The 19698-nt window shown below is 44.8% G+C and carries 19 protein-coding genes; all 19 read left to right on the top strand.

The features are described from left to right. Window positions 1-52: 52 nt before the first annotated feature. Window positions 53-892 carry a CheR family methyltransferase gene (locus K5Q99_RS13765; RefSeq protein ID WP_006082430.1) on the top strand — a complete coding sequence of 280 codons (840 nt, stop codon included), beginning with the start codon at window positions 53-55 and terminating at the stop codon, window positions 890-892. 143 nt (window positions 893-1035) lie between these two features. Then, on the top strand, window positions 1036-1440 hold the full coding sequence (gene flgB / locus K5Q99_RS13770; RefSeq protein WP_006082429.1) for a flagellar basal body rod protein FlgB: 405 nt from the start codon (window positions 1036-1038) through the stop codon (window positions 1438-1440). Window positions 1441-1442: 2 nt separating this feature from the next. Further along, window positions 1443-1859, top strand: coding sequence for a flagellar basal body rod protein FlgC (gene flgC, locus K5Q99_RS13775; RefSeq protein WP_006085646.1), 417 nt, complete (start codon window positions 1443-1445; stop codon window positions 1857-1859). 24 nt (window positions 1860-1883) lie between these two features. Beyond that, a complete protein-coding gene (flgD, locus tag K5Q99_RS13780) occupies window positions 1884-2654 on the top strand; it encodes a flagellar hook assembly protein FlgD (protein ID WP_220777182.1) in 771 nt (256 codons plus the stop codon). Window positions 2655-2736: 82 nt separating this feature from the next. Continuing rightward, window positions 2737-4119, top strand: coding sequence for a flagellar hook protein FlgE (gene flgE, locus K5Q99_RS13785; protein ID WP_126491502.1), 1383 nt, complete (start codon window positions 2737-2739; stop codon window positions 4117-4119). 172 nt (window positions 4120-4291) lie between these two features. Further along, entirely contained in the window at window positions 4292-5035 is a 744-nt protein-coding gene (flgF, locus tag K5Q99_RS13790; RefSeq protein WP_006085643.1) for a flagellar basal-body rod protein FlgF, read from the top strand. A gap of 10 nt (window positions 5036-5045) precedes the next feature. Beyond that, on the top strand, window positions 5046-5834 hold the full coding sequence (gene flgG, locus K5Q99_RS13795) for a flagellar basal-body rod protein FlgG (protein WP_006085642.1): 789 nt from the start codon (window positions 5046-5048) through the stop codon (window positions 5832-5834). 11 nt (window positions 5835-5845) lie between these two features. After that, complete coding sequence (gene flgH / locus K5Q99_RS13800; RefSeq protein WP_012089711.1) at window positions 5846-6520, top strand: flagellar basal body L-ring protein FlgH; 675 nt, start codon at window positions 5846-5848, stop codon at window positions 6518-6520. 11 nt (window positions 6521-6531) lie between these two features. After that, a complete protein-coding gene (locus K5Q99_RS13805) occupies window positions 6532-7623 on the top strand; it encodes a flagellar basal body P-ring protein FlgI (RefSeq protein ID WP_006082420.1) in 1092 nt (363 codons plus the stop codon). Between the two features lie 17 nt (window positions 7624-7640). After that, entirely contained in the window at window positions 7641-8783 is a 1143-nt protein-coding gene (flgJ, locus tag K5Q99_RS13810) for a flagellar assembly peptidoglycan hydrolase FlgJ (protein ID WP_220777183.1), read from the top strand. Between the two features lie 40 nt (window positions 8784-8823). Beyond that, window positions 8824-10743, top strand: coding sequence for a flagellar hook-associated protein FlgK (gene flgK, locus K5Q99_RS13815; RefSeq protein WP_220777184.1), 1920 nt, complete (start codon window positions 8824-8826; stop codon window positions 10741-10743). Window positions 10744-10754: 11 nt separating this feature from the next. After that, complete coding sequence (gene flgL, locus K5Q99_RS13820) at window positions 10755-11963, top strand: flagellar hook-associated protein FlgL (protein WP_220777185.1); 1209 nt, start codon at window positions 10755-10757, stop codon at window positions 11961-11963. Window positions 11964-12155: 192 nt separating this feature from the next. Further along, complete coding sequence (locus K5Q99_RS13825; protein WP_220777186.1) at window positions 12156-13586, top strand: flagellin; 1431 nt, start codon at window positions 12156-12158, stop codon at window positions 13584-13586. Between the two features lie 192 nt (window positions 13587-13778). Next, complete coding sequence (locus K5Q99_RS13830) at window positions 13779-15206, top strand: flagellin (RefSeq protein WP_220777187.1); 1428 nt, start codon at window positions 13779-13781, stop codon at window positions 15204-15206. Between the two features lie 139 nt (window positions 15207-15345). Further along, window positions 15346-15741, top strand: coding sequence for a flagellar protein FlaG (locus K5Q99_RS13835; protein ID WP_220777188.1), 396 nt, complete (start codon window positions 15346-15348; stop codon window positions 15739-15741). Window positions 15742-15816: 75 nt separating this feature from the next. After that, on the top strand, window positions 15817-17184 hold the full coding sequence (gene fliD / locus K5Q99_RS13840; protein WP_220777189.1) for a flagellar filament capping protein FliD: 1368 nt from the start codon (window positions 15817-15819) through the stop codon (window positions 17182-17184). Window positions 17185-17239: 55 nt separating this feature from the next. Continuing rightward, window positions 17240-17572 carry a hypothetical protein gene (locus K5Q99_RS13845; RefSeq protein WP_220777190.1) on the top strand — a complete coding sequence of 111 codons (333 nt, stop codon included), beginning with the start codon at window positions 17240-17242 and terminating at the stop codon, window positions 17570-17572. Between the two features lie 6 nt (window positions 17573-17578). Then, window positions 17579-17983: a flagellar export chaperone FliS gene (gene fliS / locus K5Q99_RS13850; RefSeq protein ID WP_107948417.1), complete on the top strand. Its 405-nt coding sequence runs from the start codon at window positions 17579-17581 to the stop codon at window positions 17981-17983. A 295-nt stretch (window positions 17984-18278) separates the two neighbouring features. Next, the coding region (locus K5Q99_RS13855; protein WP_220777191.1) for a sigma-54 dependent transcriptional regulator at window positions 18279-19698 on the top strand (1420 nt) is incomplete at its 3' end.

Genomic DNA, 19698 nt, shown 5'->3' on the forward strand with positions numbered 1-19698 from the left:
TATAACATGATGGTTTCGCACTGATTTTGGTGCTTGCTATAGGATTTAGGATGTGAATGTGCCAAATAAATCACTCGCTGAAGCTGAATATAATCAATTTAGGTTGTTCTTAGAGCAACACAGCGGCATCGTACTGGGTGAAAATAAGCAATATCTGGTGCGCAGTCGTCTAGCTCCTCTGATGGGGAAATATAACCTGCCATCCTTATCTGATGTGGTTAAGCATTCGATGAAGCCAACGGAACGTGCGCTTCGGGCTGAAGTGATCGATGCTATGACGACTAATGAAACCCTCTGGTTTCGTGATCGTTATCCATTTGAGTTATTGCATAACGTTTTGTTACCTGAGTACAGTCGTTTAGGTCGTCCACTTAAGATTTGGTCGGCCGCGTGTTCGTCTGGGCAAGAACCCTATTCACTGGCGATGACGATTCTTGAGTATCAACAAAAGAAGCCTGGTGCGCTTGCGGGTAGTGCGTCAATTCAAGCCACGGATTTATCGCCTTCCATGTTGGAACGTTGCAAAAATGCTGAGTACGATAGTTTGGCATTAGCGCGCGGTTTATCCGAGGAGCGTAAGCGTCAGTTTTTTGATGCTTTGCCTTCAGGCAATATGAAGTTAAAGGATAATGTTAAGCGTTTAGTGAACTTTAGGGCACATAATCTGCTTGAGAGTTATAGCTTACTTGGTAAGTTCGACATTATTTTTTGCCGCAATGTGCTGATTTATTTTGCGCCTGAGGCAAAGGCAAAAATTTTGCGGCAATTCGCTGCCGCTCTTAATCCCAAAGGGATCTTATTTCTTGGTGCTTCTGAATCTATAGCTGGTTTAACGGATGAGTTTGACATGGTCCGTTGTAATCCTGGGATTTATTACCAGAAAAAGACTTAAGTTTGCTTCTTTAAAGAAAATTACCGACATTTGTCGGTAATTTTTTACCCATCACTTGCTCATCCCTATTGTTATTCTCATTATTCCACTATGTTGGCACATGAATTGCTTTATTTCCGTGAGTAACACGAGGAGGCAATTTTATGGCGATCAATTTTGATAATGCACTGGGTGTGCATCAGTACACTCTCGGTATTAGAGCGCAGCGAGCTGAAGTCATTTCGAGCAATATCGCTAACGCCGATACGCCACATTATAAAGCCCGTGATGTTGATTTTTCTGCGGCAATGCAGGCCGCCCGTGGCCAACAACAGCAGCGTAATAGTCTTGAAATGCAAGAGTCAGACAAGCATTTTGGTCTTGCTGAGTTGACGGGTCAATTTGTTAAGTTCCGTGTGCCAAATCAACCCGATACCGGTGATGGCAATACCGTTGATATCCAACAGGAACAATCGGCATTCATGCAAAATGCCCTTGAATATCAAATGTCATTAGGCTTTTTAGACAGTAAGTTTAGTGGCATGAAGAAAGCGCTGAGAGGGGATTAATCATGAGTTTATTTAGCATATTTGATGTTGCTGGCTCGGGAATGTCGGCTCAATCGGTCAGGTTGAACACCACTGCGAGTAACATAGCTAACGCTGATTCCGTCTCGAGTAGCGTAGATAAGACCTATCGTTCCCGTCATCCTATTTTTGAAGCTGAAATGGCCAAAGCGCAAAGTCAGCAACAAGCCTCTCAAGGTGTTGCGGTAAAAGGCATTGTTGAAAGTGATAAACCACTACTAAAAGAATACTCGCCCGATCATCCAATGGCGGATGCGGACGGCTTTATTTATAAACCGAATGTTAATGTCATGGAAGAAATGGCAGATATGATTTCTGCTTCGCGCTCATATCAAATGAATGTTCAGGTCGCTGAAGCAGCTAAGTCTATGCTGCAACAAACACTTGGGATGGGTAAATAACATGTGTTACTTAGGAGGTAAGCTGTGAGCCTCATTAATCAAATTAACCAAGCCTCGGCGCAGACGGCTCAAAATAAGAGTCAGTCAAATGCTGTTACGACCAATTCATCAACCAGCTCAACGGGCAATCCGTTTCTTGATGGCATACGTTTGCCAAAAGATTCGATAGTACCGGAAGCTAAAAGCCAACAGTTAACTCAAGATGACTTTTTCTCGTTATTAAGCCAACAGTTATCGATGCAGGACCCTTTTAAGCCTGTCGACAACGATCAAATGATTGCGCAGATGGCATCATTCTCGACGGTTGATGGTATTACTAAGTTGAATAATGAAATCGTTAATTTAAACGGTGTTATGACGTCGAGCCAAGCATTGCAGGCATCAGGACTTGTTGGTCGCAAGGTATTGATCCCAACCGATACAGGTAACATTTCAGCTGAAAGCCCAACAATAAAAGGTGTGATTAGCACGCCAGCTAAAATTCCTGAAGTTACTGTACGTGTTGAGGATGATAAAGGCCAAGTTGTGACCACCTTTAAAGTTGATGGCAGCAAGGGGGGCAATGTCGATGTCAACTGGGATGGCCTCGATAAAGATGGAAAACCTGTAACCGCAGGTAACTATTCGATCAAGGCGAGTGGGTTAGTGGATGGGAAATCCCAAGAATTGCCAGTCTCGACCTATGCTCATGTGACCAGTGTCTCTCTTGGTACGGCCAGTACTGGTGCCATTCTTAACTTGAGAGGCGGTATGGGCATCAAGTTAACCGATGTATTAGCTGTATCTGAAACCTAAGTTTGCCTAAAAGAATTTTTGCAGCATCCGAATTGGGCGTAAGTCGCTCATCAATGAATTGAGTCAAGTGTAGAGGTGAATTATGTCGTTTAACATTGCATTGAGTGGCATTGCTGCCGCGCAGAAAGATTTAAACACTACGGCGAATAACATTGCTAATGCGAACACCATTGGCTTTAAAGAGTCCCGTGCTGAATTTGCGGATGTGTACGCTAATTCTATTTTTTCAAATGCTAAAACTGCTGTTGGTGGTGGTGTTGCAACGAGTCAAGTGGCACAGCAATTCCATCAAGGCAGCTTACAACTGACGAATAACTCCCTCGACTTGGCAATCAAAGGTGGTGGTTTCTTTGTAACGTCCTCTGAATTAGGAACATTAGATCACGCATTCACCCGTGCAGGCGCTTTTAAAGTAGATTCTAATAATTACATGGTGGATTCGGCTGGTAATTATTTACAGACTTTCCCTGTGGATAAAGACGGCAACTCAACATCTGTGAGTTTAACCACGGCTAAGCCTGTACAAATTCCCGATACTGCAGGTAGTCCAGTAAAGACTGAGAATGTTACTTTACAAATGAACTTAAATGCTAAAGCTGAAGCCCTAGATCCTGCTTTATTTGACCACACCGATCCAAAAACTTATAACAATGTCACTTCAATGACTATTTATGACTCACTCGGTGAGGGCCACATCATGACCACGTACTTTGTGAAGCCTAAAGACGGTGCATATAATGGTGAGAGTAATTGGGTGGCTTATTATGCTATTGATAATAAACCTGTAAATTTAAATGGCCCTGCAGGTAAATACGATGTGGATACTGATGGTGACGGTAGTCCAGATGTGCCACCTGTTGCGGGCGGTGGTGGTGTTTCAGCGCAAACTGCTGGTGGCTGGACGGGGGCGGTGCTGAAGTTTAACTCAGTTGGAGCCTATATTGACAGTAATCCTGCAGTTATTACTACGGCGCCACTTGGTAATAAACCAGCTGGTGTATTAGGTGCTGGAGCGGATGGCACTCAAGCATTAACAGTGAAGTTCAATGCGCCAACGCAATATGCAGATCCTTTTGCGGCGACTGAATTGAAACAAGATGGTACGACGGTTGGTCGTTTAACTAACGTTGAAATTGGTGCTGATGGCCTAATTACAGCAAGCTATTCTAACGGTTCGAACGTTGCTTTAGCACGGGTTGCTTTAGTTCGTTTTGCTAACGAACAAGGTTTAACGCAAGTGGGGAATACGTCGTGGAAAGCCAGTTTAGCTTCAGGTCCTGCGTTAGCGGGTGAGCCCAATAGTGGAACTTTTGGTAGTCTCAGTTCATCGGCGTTAGAGCAATCGAACATCGATTTAACGACTGAACTGGTCGATTTAATTTCGGCGCAGCGTAACTTCCAAGCGAACTCTCGTACCCTTGAAGTGAATAACACGCTGCAACAAACCGTATTACAAATCCGCTAATCATTACTTTGTTTAACTAAGTGTTGCCGCCAGTGGCAACACTTAGCCTTTATCCTGCTATCAATTCACTTCATTTCCTTATTCTTCAATTCTATCAGTAAATTAAACGTCAACTTTATTGGCACGATGCTTGCTTTGCTATTGTCATGTAGAAAATTTGACGGAGCAGTCTGTGGACAAATTCCTTTATGTCGCCATGAGTGGCGCCAAGCAAAATATGAATGAGCTGGCGCTCCGTGCGAACAACCTAGCCAATGCTAATACCGACGGTTTTAAATCCGATATGGCGCAAGCTCGCTCGATGCAGGCCTTCGGTGAAGGATTGCCTACAAGGGTGTTTGCGATGACAGAGTCTCCGTCAGCAAATTTTCGCTCAGGTCCAATAAAAACGACCGGACGAGATCTCGATGTTGCCATTAAAGGCGACGGCTGGTTTGCCGTGCAGGCAAAAGATGGCAGTGAAGCCTATACCCGCGCTGGTAGTTTAAGTTTCGACTCTACGGGTTTACTACACAATGACAGGGGAAATCCTGTTATGGGGGATGCCGGTCCCATAGTGTTGCCGCTCCCTATCGAGAAAGTTTCAATTTCTCAGGATGGCATTATTTCTGTTCGACCTCAGGGCGCTACCGCTGAAGTGGTGGAAGAAGTTGGTCGCTTGAAACTCGTTAATCCAGGTAATGCCGAGATGATGCGCGGTGAGGATGGATTGTTCCGGCTTGTGTCAGGGAATATCGCTCCTGCCGATCCTAGCGTAGGGGTTGAAAGTGGCGCAGTGGAAGGCAGTAACGTAAACCCTGTCGATGAAATGGTGTCTTTGATTGACCTTCAGCGTCAGTTTGAATTGCAAGTCAAGATGATGAAAACCGCGGAAGAAAATGATCGCGCTTCATCTTCATTAATGCGTATTAGTTAGGAGATAGATTATGCATCCGGCGTTATGGATTAGTAAAACTGGCTTAGACGCACAGCAAACTGACATTGCGGTGATCTCGAACAACGTGGCGAACGCCAGCACTGTGGGCTACAAGAAAAGTCGCGCAGTATTTGAAGATTTGCTTTACCAAACAGTTAACCAAGCGGGCGGTGTCAGCGCTTCTAACACTAAGTTACCTAATGGGTTAAACATAGGTGCGGGTACCAAAGTCGTCGCCACGCAGAAAATGTTTACCCAAGGCAACATGCTGACTACGGATAACTCATTGGATCTGATGATTGAAGGCCCCGGCTTTTTTGAAATCCAGCTACCCGATGGTACTGCAGCCTATACCCGAAACGGTCAGTTTACCTTAGACGATACGGGCCAGATTGTGACGCCAGGTTCTGGCTACTTGTTGCAACCCGCGATCACGATTCCTGACAATGCGACCAGTATTACCGTTTCCGCTGAGGGTGAAGTTTCAGTGAAAACCCCAGGTACAGCAGAGAACCAAGTTGTGGGTCAGTTGACTATGACGGATTTTATTAATCCATCGGGTCTGGATCCTATGGGGCAAAACTTATACACGGAAACCGGTGCGAGCGGCACGCCAATTCAAGGTACTGCTTCGTTAGATGGCATGGGAGCGATTCGCCAAGGCGCCTTAGAAACCTCTAACGTTAACGTGACCGAAGAACTTGTGAACCTTATCGAAAGTCAGCGCATTTACGAGATGAACTCCAAAGTGATTTCAGCGGTAGATCAGATGCTGTCTTACGTGACTCAGAATTTATAGAGGCAAACATCATGGCTAGATATCTTGTGTTGGCCGTCGCGTTATTGCTTGCAGCTTGTAGCTCGACGCAAAAGAAACCCCTTGCGGATGATCCCTTTTATGCGCCGGTATATCCAGAGGCACCGCCGACAAAAATTGCTGCGACTGGTTCTATTTATCAAGACAGTCAAGCATCTAGCTTGTATTCGGATATACGTGCTCACAAAGTTGGCGACATTATCACTATCGTTTTGAAAGAGTCGACTCAAGCTAAGAAGAGTGCAGGCAATCAGATCAAAAAAGGCTCTGACATGAGCTTAGATCCTATCTTCGCCGGTGGTAGTAATATCTCCGTTGGCGGAGTGCCAATTGATTTACGTTATAAAGATAGCATGAACACTAAGCGTGAATCGGATGCGGATCAGAGCAATAGTTTAGATGGCAGCATCTCGGCAAACGTGATGCAAGTGCTGAACAACGGCAGCTTAGTGATCCGCGGCGAAAAATGGATCTCAATCAACAACGGTGATGAGTTTATTCGCGTCACAGGTCTGGTTCGCTCGCAGGACATTAAACCCGATAACACTATCGATTCAACGCGAATGGCCAATGCCCGTATTCAATACAGTGGCACAGGTACTTTCGCAGATGCTCAAAAAGTGGGCTGGTTAAGCCAGTTCTTTATGAGCGACTGGTGGCCCTTCTAAGGAGTCGTATCATGAAATATAAACTGGTGTTAGCCGTTGCCGTGCTAGTGTTTTCTCTACCTAGTCAGGCTGAACGAATTAAAGATATTGCCAATGTGCAGGGCGTACGCAGTAACCAGTTGATCGGTTATGGCTTAGTGGTTGGTTTGCCGGGAACGGGTGAGAAAACCAGTTATACCGAGCAGACCTTTATGACTATGCTGAAAAATTTCGGCATTAATCTTCCTGACAACGTCAAACCAAAGATTAAAAACGTCGCTGTGGTTGCCGTACATGCGGACATGCCTGCCTTTATAAAACCGGGTCAAGATCTTGACGTCACCGTATCTAGCTTAGGCGAAGCAAAAAGTTTACGCGGTGGCACCTTATTGCAAACCTTTTTGAAAGGCGTTGACGGTAATGTGTATGCGATAGCCCAAGGCAGCTTAGTGGTGAGTGGTTTTAGTGCCGATGGTTTAGATGGTTCAAAGGTGATTCAAAATACTCCAACTGTTGGCCGTATACCCAATGGCGCGATTGTCGAGCGCAGTGTGGCGACCCCATTTTCAACCGGCGATTATTTGACGTTTAACTTACGTCGTTCTGATTTTTCTACCGCACAACGGATGGCCGATGCGATTAATGAGCTATTAGGCCCTGATATGGCGCGTCCTTTAGACGCGACATCTGTGCAGGTCAGTGCTCCGCGTGATGTATCACAACGGGTGTCTTTTTTAGCTACGCTTGAAAACCTCGATGTTATTCCCGCAGAAGAATCTGCCAAAGTGATCGTTAACTCACGCACTGGAACCATAGTGGTTGGGCAAAACGTGCGCTTACTCCCAGCGGCGATTACCCATGGCGGCATGACAGTCACGATTGCTGAGGCAACCCAGGTTTCACAGCCAAACGCCTTGGCCAATGGTCAAACAACCGTCACGAGCAATAGTACGATTACAGCGACAGAAAGTGACCGCCGTATGTTTATGTTTAATCCTGGCACTACGCTGGATGAGCTGGTTAGAGCGGTTAACTTGGTCGGTGCAGCCCCTTCAGATGTGTTAGCAATACTGGAAGCGTTAAAAGTGGCAGGAGCTTTGCATGGTGAACTTATCATCATCTAATTTCTGTCGGGAAAATCATGGAAAAGCTTTCAAGTTCATCACATTTTCTTGACCTGGGCGGCTTAGATTCACTCCGCGCCCAGGCACAGAAGGATGAGAAGGGCGCCTTGAAAAAGGTCGCCCAACAATTTGAAGGTATTTTCGTGCAAATGCTGATGAAAAGTATGCGCGATGCCAATGCGGTTTTTCAGTCTGATAGTCCTCTCAATAGCCAATACACTAAGTTTTACGAGCAGATGCGCGATCAGCAGTTATCGGTCGATTTATCTGACAAAGGGGTATTGGGCCTTGCCGATATGATGGTGCAGCAACTCTCCCCTGAAACCAGTCATTTTACGCCAGCATCGGTATTACGCGACGATGGCGGTATGAAAATGCTCCATGATGCTAAAGCGCTTAACGTGCCAATGCAGAGTGCAGTCGCGCCAGCGGTTGAATCCACAGTTATTAATCAGGGCGTACCCGCTGCCATTGCTCGACCAGCATTTGAGCCTGATAGAGCCATGGATGCAAACTCATCAATGGACATTGATACGCCAAATCGTTTACTGGCAATTGATACACCTAAGCCAAGCTGGAGCGAACAGTCACTTTCTGTCGTCGACCCTGTGATTAGCGGCCAAGTTTTGCCGACGGCGGCCTTTAGGGAAACCCAGAAGATAGTCCGTTTCGGTAGTCGAGAAGAGTTTTTGGCGACCTTATACCCACATGCCGAAAAAGCGGCAAAAGCATTAGGTACCCAACCAGAAGTATTGTTGGCGCAATCGGCACTTGAAACCGGCTGGGGACAAAAAATTGTTCGCGGTAATAACGGCGCGCCAAGTCATAACCTATTCAATATTAAAGCTGATCGCCGTTGGCAGGGCGATAAGGCGAACGTCAGCACCTTAGAATTCGAACACGGTGTGGCAGTGCAGCAAAAAGCCGACTTCCGTGTTTACAGTGACTTTGAGCATAGCTTCAACGATTTTGTGTCCTTCATTGCCGAAGGCGATCGTTATCAAGATGCGAAGAAAGTGGCGGCTTCGCCAACTCAGTTTATTCGAGCTTTGCAGGATGCGGGTTATGCCACAGATCCTCGATATGCTGAAAAAGTCATTAAAGTGATGCAGTCCATCAGCGAAGAGCTGAAATCAATTCTGCCAGGAGAAGACAAATGATGAACCTTACAACCCTGTTTGTTCATAGGAGTGTCAACTAATGGCCGTTGATCTGCTGAATATTGCGCGAACTGGAGTGCTTGCCTCCCAGTCGCAACTGGGTGTCACCAGTAATAACATTGCTAACGCAAATACCGCGGGTTACCACAGACAAGTGGCAACTCAGTCGACTCTAGAATCACAGCGTTTAGGCAATAGCTTTTATGGCACTGGAACTTACGTTAATGACGTTAAGCGTATCTACAATGACTATGCCGCAAGAGAGTTGCGCATTGGCCAAACAACGCTCAGTGCCGCCGAAGCCAGCTACGGTAAATTGAGTGAACTCGATCAGCTATTTTCTAAGATAGGCAACGTTGTGCCACAAAGCTTAAATGACCTGTTTTCAGGTATGAATAGCGTGGCAGACTTACCCACAGACCTGGGCATCCGCAGCTCGACCTTAACGAATGCGCAGCAAGTCGCGAGTAGCCTGAATCAGATGCAGTCTTATTTGAATGGTCAGCTCGATCAAACCAATGACCAGATAACCGGCATGACTAAGCGTATTAATGAGATCAGTACAGAACTTGCCAACTTAAACCTAGAGCTGATGAAGTCACCGAATCAAGATGCGCAGTTACTCGATAAGCAAGATGCACTCGTTCAAGAATTAAGCCAGTACGCCCAAGTGAATGTCATCCCGCAAGAAAATGGCGCAAAGAGTATCATGCTCGGTGGCTCTGTGATGCTAGTTTCCGGTGAGATTGCCATGAGTATGGGCACTCAAGCGGGTAACCCATTTCCCAAAGAGTTACAGCTTAATTCAAGTATTGGTTCGCAAAGCGTCACAGTTGACCCAAGTAAACTTGGCGGTCAGCTAGGAGCTATGTTTGACTTTCGTGACCAGACGTTAATTCCCGCGGGTCATGAGCTTGACCAATTAGCTTTGGGCGTGGCTGATAACTTTAACAAAATGCAAGCGCAAGGCATTGACCTCAATGGTCAAGTCGGCGCCAATATCTTCAAAGATATCAACGATCCTATGATGTCCTTGGGTCGTGTAGCAGGTTTTTCTGGTAATACGGGCAATGCAACGTTAGGCGTCACCATCGATGACACTAATTTATTAACTGGCGGTGCCTACGAGCTGTCATGTGTCAGTACTGCGCCAGCTTCTTATGAGTTGAGAGATACGGAAACGGGGGTGATAACACCGCTGACTTTATCAGGCTCGACTTTTGGATTTTCAATTGACATAAAAGCGGGCGCTATGGCGTCGGGGGATCGTTTTGCCATTCGCCCGACAGCGGGTGCTTCAAATGGCATTGAAGTTGTTATGAAAGACCCTAAAGGCATTGCCGCCGCATCCCCAAAGATTACCGCTGATGCCGCTAACTCGGGCAATACCCAAGTTAAGTTGACTCAAATTGGCAATCGAAATGCCGCAAATTTTCCTGTGACGGGCAGTGAATTGACGATCAAACTCGACACCACTGTCGCGCCACCCACCTATGAAGCATTCGATGCCGCAGGAACATCACTTGGGGCTGCTACAACTTATACCCCACCGAGTATCAGCGCCTTTGGTTTTACCTTCGAAGTAGATAGTACAGCTGCAGCGGGCAATGACAGATTTACCTTCGATTTATCCTTTGCCGAGGGCGATAACTCCAATGCTGTTGCTATGGCTAAATTGAGCGAAAGTAAAGTGATGAATAATGGTAAATCGACCTTAGCGGATGTGTTCGAGAACACTAAGCTCGACATTGGCAGTAAAACGAAAGCGGCCGAAGTGCGTACTGGTTCGGCTGAGGCCGTGTATCAACAAGCTTATGCGCGAGTAGAGAGTGAGTCGGGCGTGAATTTAGATGAAGAAGCCGCAAATTTAATGCGTTTTCAGCAAGCTTATCAAGCCTCTGCGCGGATCATGACGACCGCACAGCAGATTTTTGACACTTTATTATCCTCAGTGCGTTAGGAGATTTAACTATGCGATTATCATCCGCGCAGATCTTTAATCAAAGCATTACCAGTGTGCTGCAAAAGCAAACTGCGACCAGCAAAATTCTTGAACAACTGAGCAGCGGTAAGAAAGTCAATACTGCGGGTGATGATCCTGTGGCGTCACAGGGTATTGATAATCTGAATCAGAAAAATGCACTCGTCGATCAGTTCATTAAGAACATTGATTATGCAACGAATCACTTACAACAGACCGAAAGTCAACTTGGCCAAGCGGATACATTAGTATCGAGCATGAAAGATATGATGCTAAGGGGGTCTAACGGCAGTATGACTGAGCCAGAGCGGCAAACAATTGCCGATGATCTGCGTAAAAGTCTGGATCAATTACTGACGATTGCGAATACCAAAGATGAATCGGGAAACTATCTCTTTGCAGGTAATAAAACGGACACGAAACCGTTCGAATTCGATAACAATGGTCAAATTATTTACTCAGGCGACTCAGGCGTTCGTAATAGCATGATTGCTACAGGTATTCAGCTTAATACTAATGTGGCTGGAGATACCGCTTTTATGAAGTCACCCAATGCAATGGGCGATTATAGCGTCAATTATTTGCCGTCCCAACAAGGTGATTTTAGTGTATCTAGCGCTAAGCTAGCTAACGCGACACCTTCTCTCTCTGATTACACTGTTTCATTTCTAGATGATGGTGCTGGTGGCATTAATGTCGAAGTTACCGACAACGCGATTCCCGCCAATATCATCTCCCCCGCAGCGGCGTTCGATCCCGCTGTGCCAGTCACTTTTGACGGTGTTGAACTAAAAATTGCTGGCGAGCCGAAAATAGGTGACAGCTTTACCCTTCATCAAGAACCAGAGGTTAGCATTTTCAATACCTTAAATAAGGCGATTGCTCTTTTTGAAAATGCTGACCAAGTGCAGACGCCTGCTGGGCAGTCTGAGTTGGCACAGTTATTGAATAATGTTGGGAGTGGTGTCAAACAAATGAGTCAGCAGCAAGGCTTATCAGGTAACAGTTTAAAGATACTGGAAAAATATACTGATAAGCACACTGATGAGAAATTGATTAACACCTCGGCATTATCCAAATTGGAAGATCTTGATTATGCCACTGCGATAACTGAATTTGAGAAGCAACAACTCGCACTCAATGCCGTATCCAGTGTGTTTAGTAAAGTGGGTTCCGTATCGCTGTTTGATTACATCTAGATCGAATGCCTTCTGAACCGAAAGCGCTAAAACAAGACGGTTTTCAATGATGAAGGCATCAAGGTCTAAAGGTTAAGTAATTAAATTAAGCAAATAGAGTTAAGCACGTTAAGTAAAGTTGCAGCAATTGATGGCAACAAGATTTAGCCAGGCTTCCACGTCTTGGCACCCAACTTAGAAGAGGAATGTAACATGGCTATTTCAGTAAACACCAACGTCACATCAATGAAGGCGCAAAACCAATTAAACGGCGCTAATTCAAAATTATCCACCTCGATGGAGCGTTTATCATCGGGCCTGCGCATTAATAGTGCTAAAGACGATGCTGCGGGTTTGCAAATTGCTAACCGTTTAACCAGTCAAATCAATGGTATCGGTGTAGCTGTTCGTAACGCTAACGATGGTATTTCGATGGCACAAACCGCCGAAGGGGCGATGCAAGAATCCACCAATATTTTACAGCGCATGCGTGATCTCTCTTTACAATCTGCAAACGGTTCCAATTCTGCTGGTGACCGTGCTGCACTACATAAAGAGTTAACGGCGCTTCAGTCAGAGTTAACTCGTATTGCGGATACAACCTCGTTCGGCGGACAAAAGTTATTAGATGGTTCTTTTGGTACTAAATCATTCCAAGTTGGCGCGAATGCAAATGAAACCATTAGTGTTTCATTGTCAAATGTAAAAGCCTCTGCACTAGGCAAAAACACCTTGACCATGGGTGGTACAGCGATGAACGTCGCCGCTGCGACAAACACTATCGCAGCAGAGGCCAACCTCACTATCAGTGGTGGTGGTAAAGTTACAGGAGCTATAGCTTGGGATGCAGGAGATAGTGCTAAGGATATTGCTTCTGCAATTAATGCAGCAACGTCAGCTAAAGGTATCGATGTTAAAGCCGTTGCTTCCAATGAAATGACGCTGAGCGACTTATCTGCTGGTGGTACTGTAAGTTTTACACTTAATGGCGCTGCAGTTTCGGCTAACGTCGCTTCTGGCTCAGATTTGACTGCACTTGCAGAGGCCATTAATGGTCAAAAAGGAACCTCTGGTGTTAGCGCAGAGTTTGCAGATCCAACCGATAAGTCTTCACTCAAATTAAGCACTGTTGATGGTGCAGATATTTCAATTGCCTCCTTTGCAAGCACGGCAACCGGAGACCAGACAGTTGATTTTGGTGGTTTCGCTTTGACAGAGACCTCGGCAGCCGCTGCAGTTAAAACCGGTACAGTAGAGCTTAGCAGTAGCTCAGCGTTTTCGGTTGGTAACTCTGCCGTAACGGAATTTAACTCAACTGCATCAGCTTTTGAATCGGTTGAAAGTTTAGATATTACGGATGAAAGTAAAGCCCAAGATGCTATTAGTGTAATTGACGCAGCGATTGGACAAATTGATAGCCAACGTTCTGATTTGGGCGCAATACAAAATAGAATGAGCTTTACAATCAACAACTTAAGCAATATTCAGTCTAATGTGTCCGATGCGCGTAGTCGTATTCAGGATGTGGATTTTGCCAAAGAAACGGCAGAGCTAACTAAACAGCAGATTTTGTCGCAGACATCTTCAGCTATGCTGGCTCAAGCCAACCAAATACCACAAACAGCATTATCCTTATTAGGTTAAGGCTGGTAGATTGTTTTTGTCGATTAAAACAGACCTTAGTGGTCTGTTTTGTTTTTGTTTTTTAAAATTTTTTTATTTTTTAAATTATTTGCTAAAGGTTTTTTATTACTCGCCGTTACAGTGAATGTAGAAAATAAACTTTGCCTGACAGTACTGACAGGCACTATTCAAGTTAGGTAGAGGGCAATAACCATGGCTATTTCAGTAAACACCAACGTCACCTCAATGCGTGCACAAAACCAATTAAATGGTGCTAACTCAAAATTATCCACCTCGATGGAGCGTTTATCCTCAGGTTTGCGCATTAACAGTGCCAAGGATGATGCTGCGGGTCTGCAAATTTCTAATCGTTTAACCAGTCAGATTAACGGTCTTGGTGTGGCTACTCGTAACGCTAACGATGGTATTTCGATGGCACAAACCGCCGAAGGCGCGATGCAAGAATCAACCAATATTCTGCAGCGTATGCGTGACTTGTCTCTCCAGTCTGCGAACGGTTCTAACTCTGCTGATGACCGTAAATCGCTACAGAAAGAAATATCATCACTACAGTCAGAATTAACTCGTATTGCGGAAACAACCTCGTTCGGTGGGCAAAAGTTATTAGATGGTTCTTTTGGTACTAAAGCGTTCCAAATTGGTTCTAATGCAAATGAAACCATTAACTTATCACTATCAAATGTAAAAGCCTCTGCACTAGGCAAAAATACCTTGACCATGGGTGGTACAGCGATGAACGTCGCCGCTGCGACCAACGGTATCGCAGTAGAGGCCAACCTCACTATTACTGGTGGTGGTAAAGTTACAGGAGCTATAGCTTGGGATGCAGGAGATAGTGCTAAGGATATTGCTTCTGCAATTAATGCAGCAACGTCAGCTAAAGGTATCGATGTTAAAGCCGTTGCTTCCAATGAAATGACGCTGAGCGACTTATCTGCTGGTGGTACTGTAAGTTTTACACTTAATGGCGCTGCAGTTTCGGCTAACGTCGCTTCTGGCTCAGATTTGACTGCACTTGCAGAGGCCATTAATGGTCAAAAAGGAACCTCTGGTGTTAGCGCAGAGTTTGCAGATCCAACCGATAAGTCTTCACTCAAATTAAGCACTGTTGATGGTGCAGATATCTCTATTGCCTCCTTTGCAAGCACGGCAACCGGAGACCAGACAGTTGATTTTGGTGGTTTCGCTTTGACAGAGACCTCGGCAGCCGCTGCAGTTAAAACCGGTACAGTAGAGCTTAGTAGTAGCTCTGCGTTTTCAGTGGCGAACTCGGCTGTCACGGAATTTAACTCAGCAGCATCAGCTTTTGAATCGGTTGAAAGTTTAGATATTACGGATGAAAGTAAAGCCCAAGATGCTATTAGTGTAATTGATGCGGCGATTGGACAAATTGATAACCAGAGAGCGGATATTGGTGCCGTTCAGAATCGTCTGAACTTCACAATCAATAACTTAAATAATATTCAGTCAAACGTGGCAGATGCCCGTAGTCGAATTCAGGATGTGGACTTTGCTTCAGAAACAGCGCAGTTAACTAAGCAGCAAATTCTGTCGCAAACTTCATCTGCAATGCTGGCACAGGCTAACCAGATCCCACAAACTGCACTATCACTCCTATAATCAGTGGTACAGCATAGTGTGAGTTGAGATGATAAGGAGAGTCTGTACGGACTCTCCTTTTTGCTTTAAGCAATAGCATTCTGTTTTTGGTATGTGACTTGCTTATTAAATTGCGATAGAAAGTAAGTTGAGGTGTGTCATGGACGTTAATGTTATCAATACTTCAATGCCGTCGGCGAGAAAAGACAATATGGCAGCGCTAGCCGATAATAAAACCAATGCTGCGGAGCAACCTTTGCAGAATAAGGGCGTACCAGCGACGGATGATTCGGTACGCAGTGTCGAACAGGTTAATCAAACGGCGCAGGTGGATGCCGAGGCGCTGCAACAAGCGGTAAAAGAGATTGCCGCCAGCATGAATCTGATGCAAAAAGGCTTAGCCTTTAATATCGATGAAGATTCAGGCAAGCAAGTGGTAAAAGTGATCGACGAGCAAACAGGTGATTTGATTCGGCAAATACCGAATGAAGAAGCCTTAGAGATTGCGAAAAAGTTAAGTGAAGTCGCTGGTTTATTGATGAAAACAGAAGTGTAATATTTTAGTGAGTACGTATCTCATATTGTTGCGTGAGACTGTGTAGATTGGGTTTATTGTTTAGCAGAGGTTTTTATGGGCTTAACATCGGTAGGTATTGGTTCTGGAATGGACATAGGTGGCATTGTTACTGCGTTAGTGAATGCAGAAAGTGCCGGTAAAATCGCCAAGTTTGATGCCAGTGAAGGCAAGCTTAATGCCCAGATATCCGGTGTGGGTGCATTAAAAAGTGCTATGTCTGAATTTAACGATAAGTTAAAAACACTGAACAAGAGTGAAACCTTCGCTAGCCAAAAAGTCGTTGCATCCACTAAAGATTACCTCTCCGCCACCGTCGATAAAACCGCAGTCTCTGGCAGTTATCAAGTTAAAGTCGAACAACTTGCCCAAAGCCAAAAGGTGGGCTCTGCTGTTGCTACAGACGCAACCTCACCGATAGGCGAAGGCTCTTTAGCGATTAGTGTTGGCACAGGTACGGCTTTTAATATTGATGTCAGCGCCACCGATTCCCTTACCGATATTATGAATAAGATTAATCAATCTGACGATAATACCGACGTAACGGCAACGATTGTTAATGGTGAGTTAGGGCCTCAGCTTGTGTTAGGGTCTAAAAAAACCGGTGAAGATAACCTCATATCCGTTACTGCAACGAATACCGGAGCCGGTACTGGGTTATCGGATACCTTTACCATGAGTGAGCTTACTCCCGCGAAAAATGCCATAGTGCATATCGATGGGGTGAAAGTGGTTTCCCAATCTAATAGCCTCGATAAAGCCATTACGGGTGTTTCGCTAACATTAACCGCAGCCGATATAGACAAAACAACGACTCTTACTGTCAGCAAAGACACAGCCACAACCAAAACGGCCATCGAAGGCTTTGTCGAATCTTACAATGGTTTGATGAAAACCATAAAAGATCTAACTGGATATAATCCCGATACTAAACAGGCGGGAATATTGCAGGGCGACGCCTTACCTCGCAGTATTCAAAGCCAGTTGCGCGGTATGTTATCGAGTGGTTTTGAGACTTCTGATGGCACCCAAACGCTGGCCAATTTGGGGATAAAAACGACTCGTGAAGGCTTATTAGAAATTGACTCGACTAAGCTAACCGAATCTATCAAAAATGATAAAGGCGCAATTGCAGAGTTATTTACGACCGAGGAAACTGGTCTTGCGCCTAAAATGTCGAGTCTTGTCGATACTTATATTAAATCCGGCGGTGTTATAGATAGTCGTGATAGCTCGCTTGACGAACAGGTATCACGTATTGCGGATAGTCGAGTACAATTGAATACCCGCATGGCAGCCTACAGTGATCGTTTATATAAGCAATTTAATGCGATGGATTTGGTTGTGGCTAACTTAAACTCCCAATCTAGCATGTTACTATCGCGCCTCGATTCGCTCCCCGGCGTTGTTAGAAAAAACAACTAAATAGAGTCGAAATTTTGGCATAGCTGCTATTTCTAGATGCGTTTGCGAGGGTCATTTGGATAACGTTATTCAGCAATTGACAAATGTTAATGACAACATATTGTTAAATTTGAAAAAAATTGATGATTCAAACCCGATAACTGAAGATTTTCATGTTTTGGTATTAGAATTGCAGAGTCTTATTGAGCAGCGCGAAGCATGTTTGAAAACCTTAGTCTCTAATAGCGAGTTCATCGATCAGCCATTTTTAATGGATCAGTTTAATCTAAGTCAAACCTTGATTATGCGGTCAACAAAGGTGATGGAGGATTGTCGTGCATTGGTGCAGGTCGATAATAATGCAAAGCGTCAGATTAAAGCTTATAAGACAATTGAATCAAATAGGTAGGTATTTATGCGCGGATCAATGCAATCATATCGAAAAGTCTCTGTGGAAAGTGATCTGAGCGTTGCTTCTCCGCATCGTGTCATTCAAATGTTATTCGCGGGTGCATTAGAGCGTTTAGCCCAAGCAAAATGCGCCATCGAGCAAGGTGATATTGCTAAGCGAGGCCTTTTTATGGGGAAGGCTATCGGTATTGTCTCTGGGTTAAATAGCAGCCTAAATATGGATGCTGAAGGTGAAGTGGCAAGTAATCTAACAAGATTATATGATTTCATGTTACGAAGAATGTCAGAAGCTAATATCAATAATGATGCTCAAGCGATTGATGAGGTTGTCGTCATTCTTAAAACAATTAAAGAAGGGTGGGATGCTATTCCCACTGACAAACATAATTTGTCATCTTATCCCGAATAGACTTAAATTCTGTTCTTGAAAGAATGCATTAGAGACGCACTGGTTGCGTCTTTTTTTTGGCTTAAAGTCAAATATTTGACGTTTTTAGCTAGAATCATGGCATAAATGAACTAAAATCAATTCAGTTTGGCATAAACCTCATCTGAGGCTTGCTTCTCGTCTGCTGATAATACAATATTCATCACAGTAGTGATGGTGGCACAGATTGTTACATTGAATTTGTTAAGCTTTTACAGCAACTAATCATAAATAATTAATGCGAATTAATACCTATTAGCGCTTTACGGCCTACTGAATGATGCAAACAGATCAACGAATTTTACTTATCGGCCCCCCATCAGAGCGATTAAATCGCCTGTGTTGCATTTTTGATTTTTTAGGTGAGCAAATTGCACAAATTGACGCCGAAAAATTAAGTGCTAGCCTCCAAGATACTCGTTTTCGAGCTTTAGTTATCCTAACTGATGTTATGGATGCTGATGCACTTAAAAACATCGCGGGTCAACATCCATGGCAACCTATGCTGTTGCTTGGCAACGTTGACGATCTGCAAGTGTCTAACATTCTTGGAAATATTGAGGAACCTTTAACCTATCCTCAACTCACCGAATTATTACACTTCTGCCAAGTATTTGGCCAAGTTAAGCGCCCTCAAGTCCCCACAAGTGCAAATCAAACTAAGTTATTTCGAAGCTTGGTGGGGCGCAGCGATGGTATTGCCAATGTAAGGCACTTGATTAATCAAGTGGCGACATCTGAGGCGACTGTACTAGTATTGGGTCAATCCGGTACCGGTAAAGAAGTGGTCGCCCGTAATATCCATTATTTGTCTGAGCGCCGTGATGGCCCTTTTATTCCTGTTAACTGTGGTGCTATACCGCCAGAGTTGTTAGAGAGTGAACTTTTTGGTCATGAGAAGGGATCATTTACTGGGGCAATTTGTTCTCGTAAGGGCCGTTTTGAATTGGCCGAAGGTGGCACGCTATTTCTCGATGAAATTGGTGATATGCCATTGCAGATGCAAGTTAAATTGCTTCGTGTACTGCAAGAACGGGTATTTGAGCGTGTTGGCGGCACTAAGACCATCAATGCCGATGTGCGCGTTGTAGCAGCGACACATAGAGATTTAGAAACCATGATCAGCGTGAATGAGTTCCGCGAGGATCTCTATTACCGCCTAAACGTATTCCCGATTGAAATGCCTGCGCTATGTGATCGCAAGGACGATGTGCCTTTGCTATTACAAGAGTTGGTGAGCCGAGTCTATAACGAAGGCCGTGGCAAGGTGCGTTTTACGCAGCGTGCGATAGAGTCGTTAAAAGAACATGCTTGGTCGGGTAACGTGCGTGAGCTGTCTAATTTAGTCGAACGCCTCACCATTTTATATCCGGGTGGACTGGTTGATGTGAACGACTTACCCGTTAAGTATCGCCATATTGATGTGCCCGAATATTGTGTAGAGATGAGCGAAGAGCAACAGGAACGTGATGCTTTGGCTTCTATCTTTAGTGATGAAGAGCCGGTTGAAATCCCTGAGACACGTTTCCCAAGTGAGCTACCGCCTGAAGGCGTTAACCTTAAGGATTTATTAGCAGAACTGGAAATCGACATGATACGTCAGGCGCTAGAGCTGCAAGATAACGTTGTTGCTCGCGCGGCTGAGATGCTCGGAATACGTCGTACAACGCTTGTAGAAAAAATGCGTAAGTACGTAA

The organism is Shewanella hafniensis (genome assembly GCF_019655335.1).
GTDB classification, from domain to species: Bacteria; Pseudomonadota; Gammaproteobacteria; order Enterobacterales; family Shewanellaceae; genus Shewanella; species Shewanella hafniensis.

Coding starts and splice junctions, on each gene's coding strand:
- flgB (WP_006082429.1), top strand. CDS start 1,036: ATGGCGATCAATTTTGATAATGCACTGGGTGTGCATCAGTACACTCTC.
- flgC (WP_006085646.1), top strand. CDS start 1,443: ATGAGTTTATTTAGCATATTTGATGTTGCTGGCTCGGGAATGTCGGCT.
- flgE (WP_126491502.1), top strand. CDS start 2,737: ATGTCGTTTAACATTGCATTGAGTGGCATTGCTGCCGCGCAGAAAGAT.
- flgG (WP_006085642.1), top strand. CDS start 5,046: ATGCATCCGGCGTTATGGATTAGTAAAACTGGCTTAGACGCACAGCAA.
- flgH (WP_012089711.1), top strand. CDS start 5,846: ATGGCTAGATATCTTGTGTTGGCCGTCGCGTTATTGCTTGCAGCTTGT.
- K5Q99_RS13805 (WP_006082420.1), top strand. CDS start 6,532: ATGAAATATAAACTGGTGTTAGCCGTTGCCGTGCTAGTGTTTTCTCTA.
- flgJ (WP_220777183.1), top strand. CDS start 7,641: ATGGAAAAGCTTTCAAGTTCATCACATTTTCTTGACCTGGGCGGCTTA.
- flgK (WP_220777184.1), top strand. CDS start 8,824: ATGGCCGTTGATCTGCTGAATATTGCGCGAACTGGAGTGCTTGCCTCC.
- flgL (WP_220777185.1), top strand. CDS start 10,755: ATGCGATTATCATCCGCGCAGATCTTTAATCAAAGCATTACCAGTGTG.
- K5Q99_RS13825 (WP_220777186.1), top strand. CDS start 12,156: ATGGCTATTTCAGTAAACACCAACGTCACATCAATGAAGGCGCAAAAC.
- K5Q99_RS13830 (WP_220777187.1), top strand. CDS start 13,779: ATGGCTATTTCAGTAAACACCAACGTCACCTCAATGCGTGCACAAAAC.
- K5Q99_RS13835 (WP_220777188.1), top strand. CDS start 15,346: ATGGACGTTAATGTTATCAATACTTCAATGCCGTCGGCGAGAAAAGAC.
- fliD (WP_220777189.1), top strand. CDS start 15,817: ATGGGCTTAACATCGGTAGGTATTGGTTCTGGAATGGACATAGGTGGC.
- fliS (WP_107948417.1), top strand. CDS start 17,579: ATGCGCGGATCAATGCAATCATATCGAAAAGTCTCTGTGGAAAGTGAT.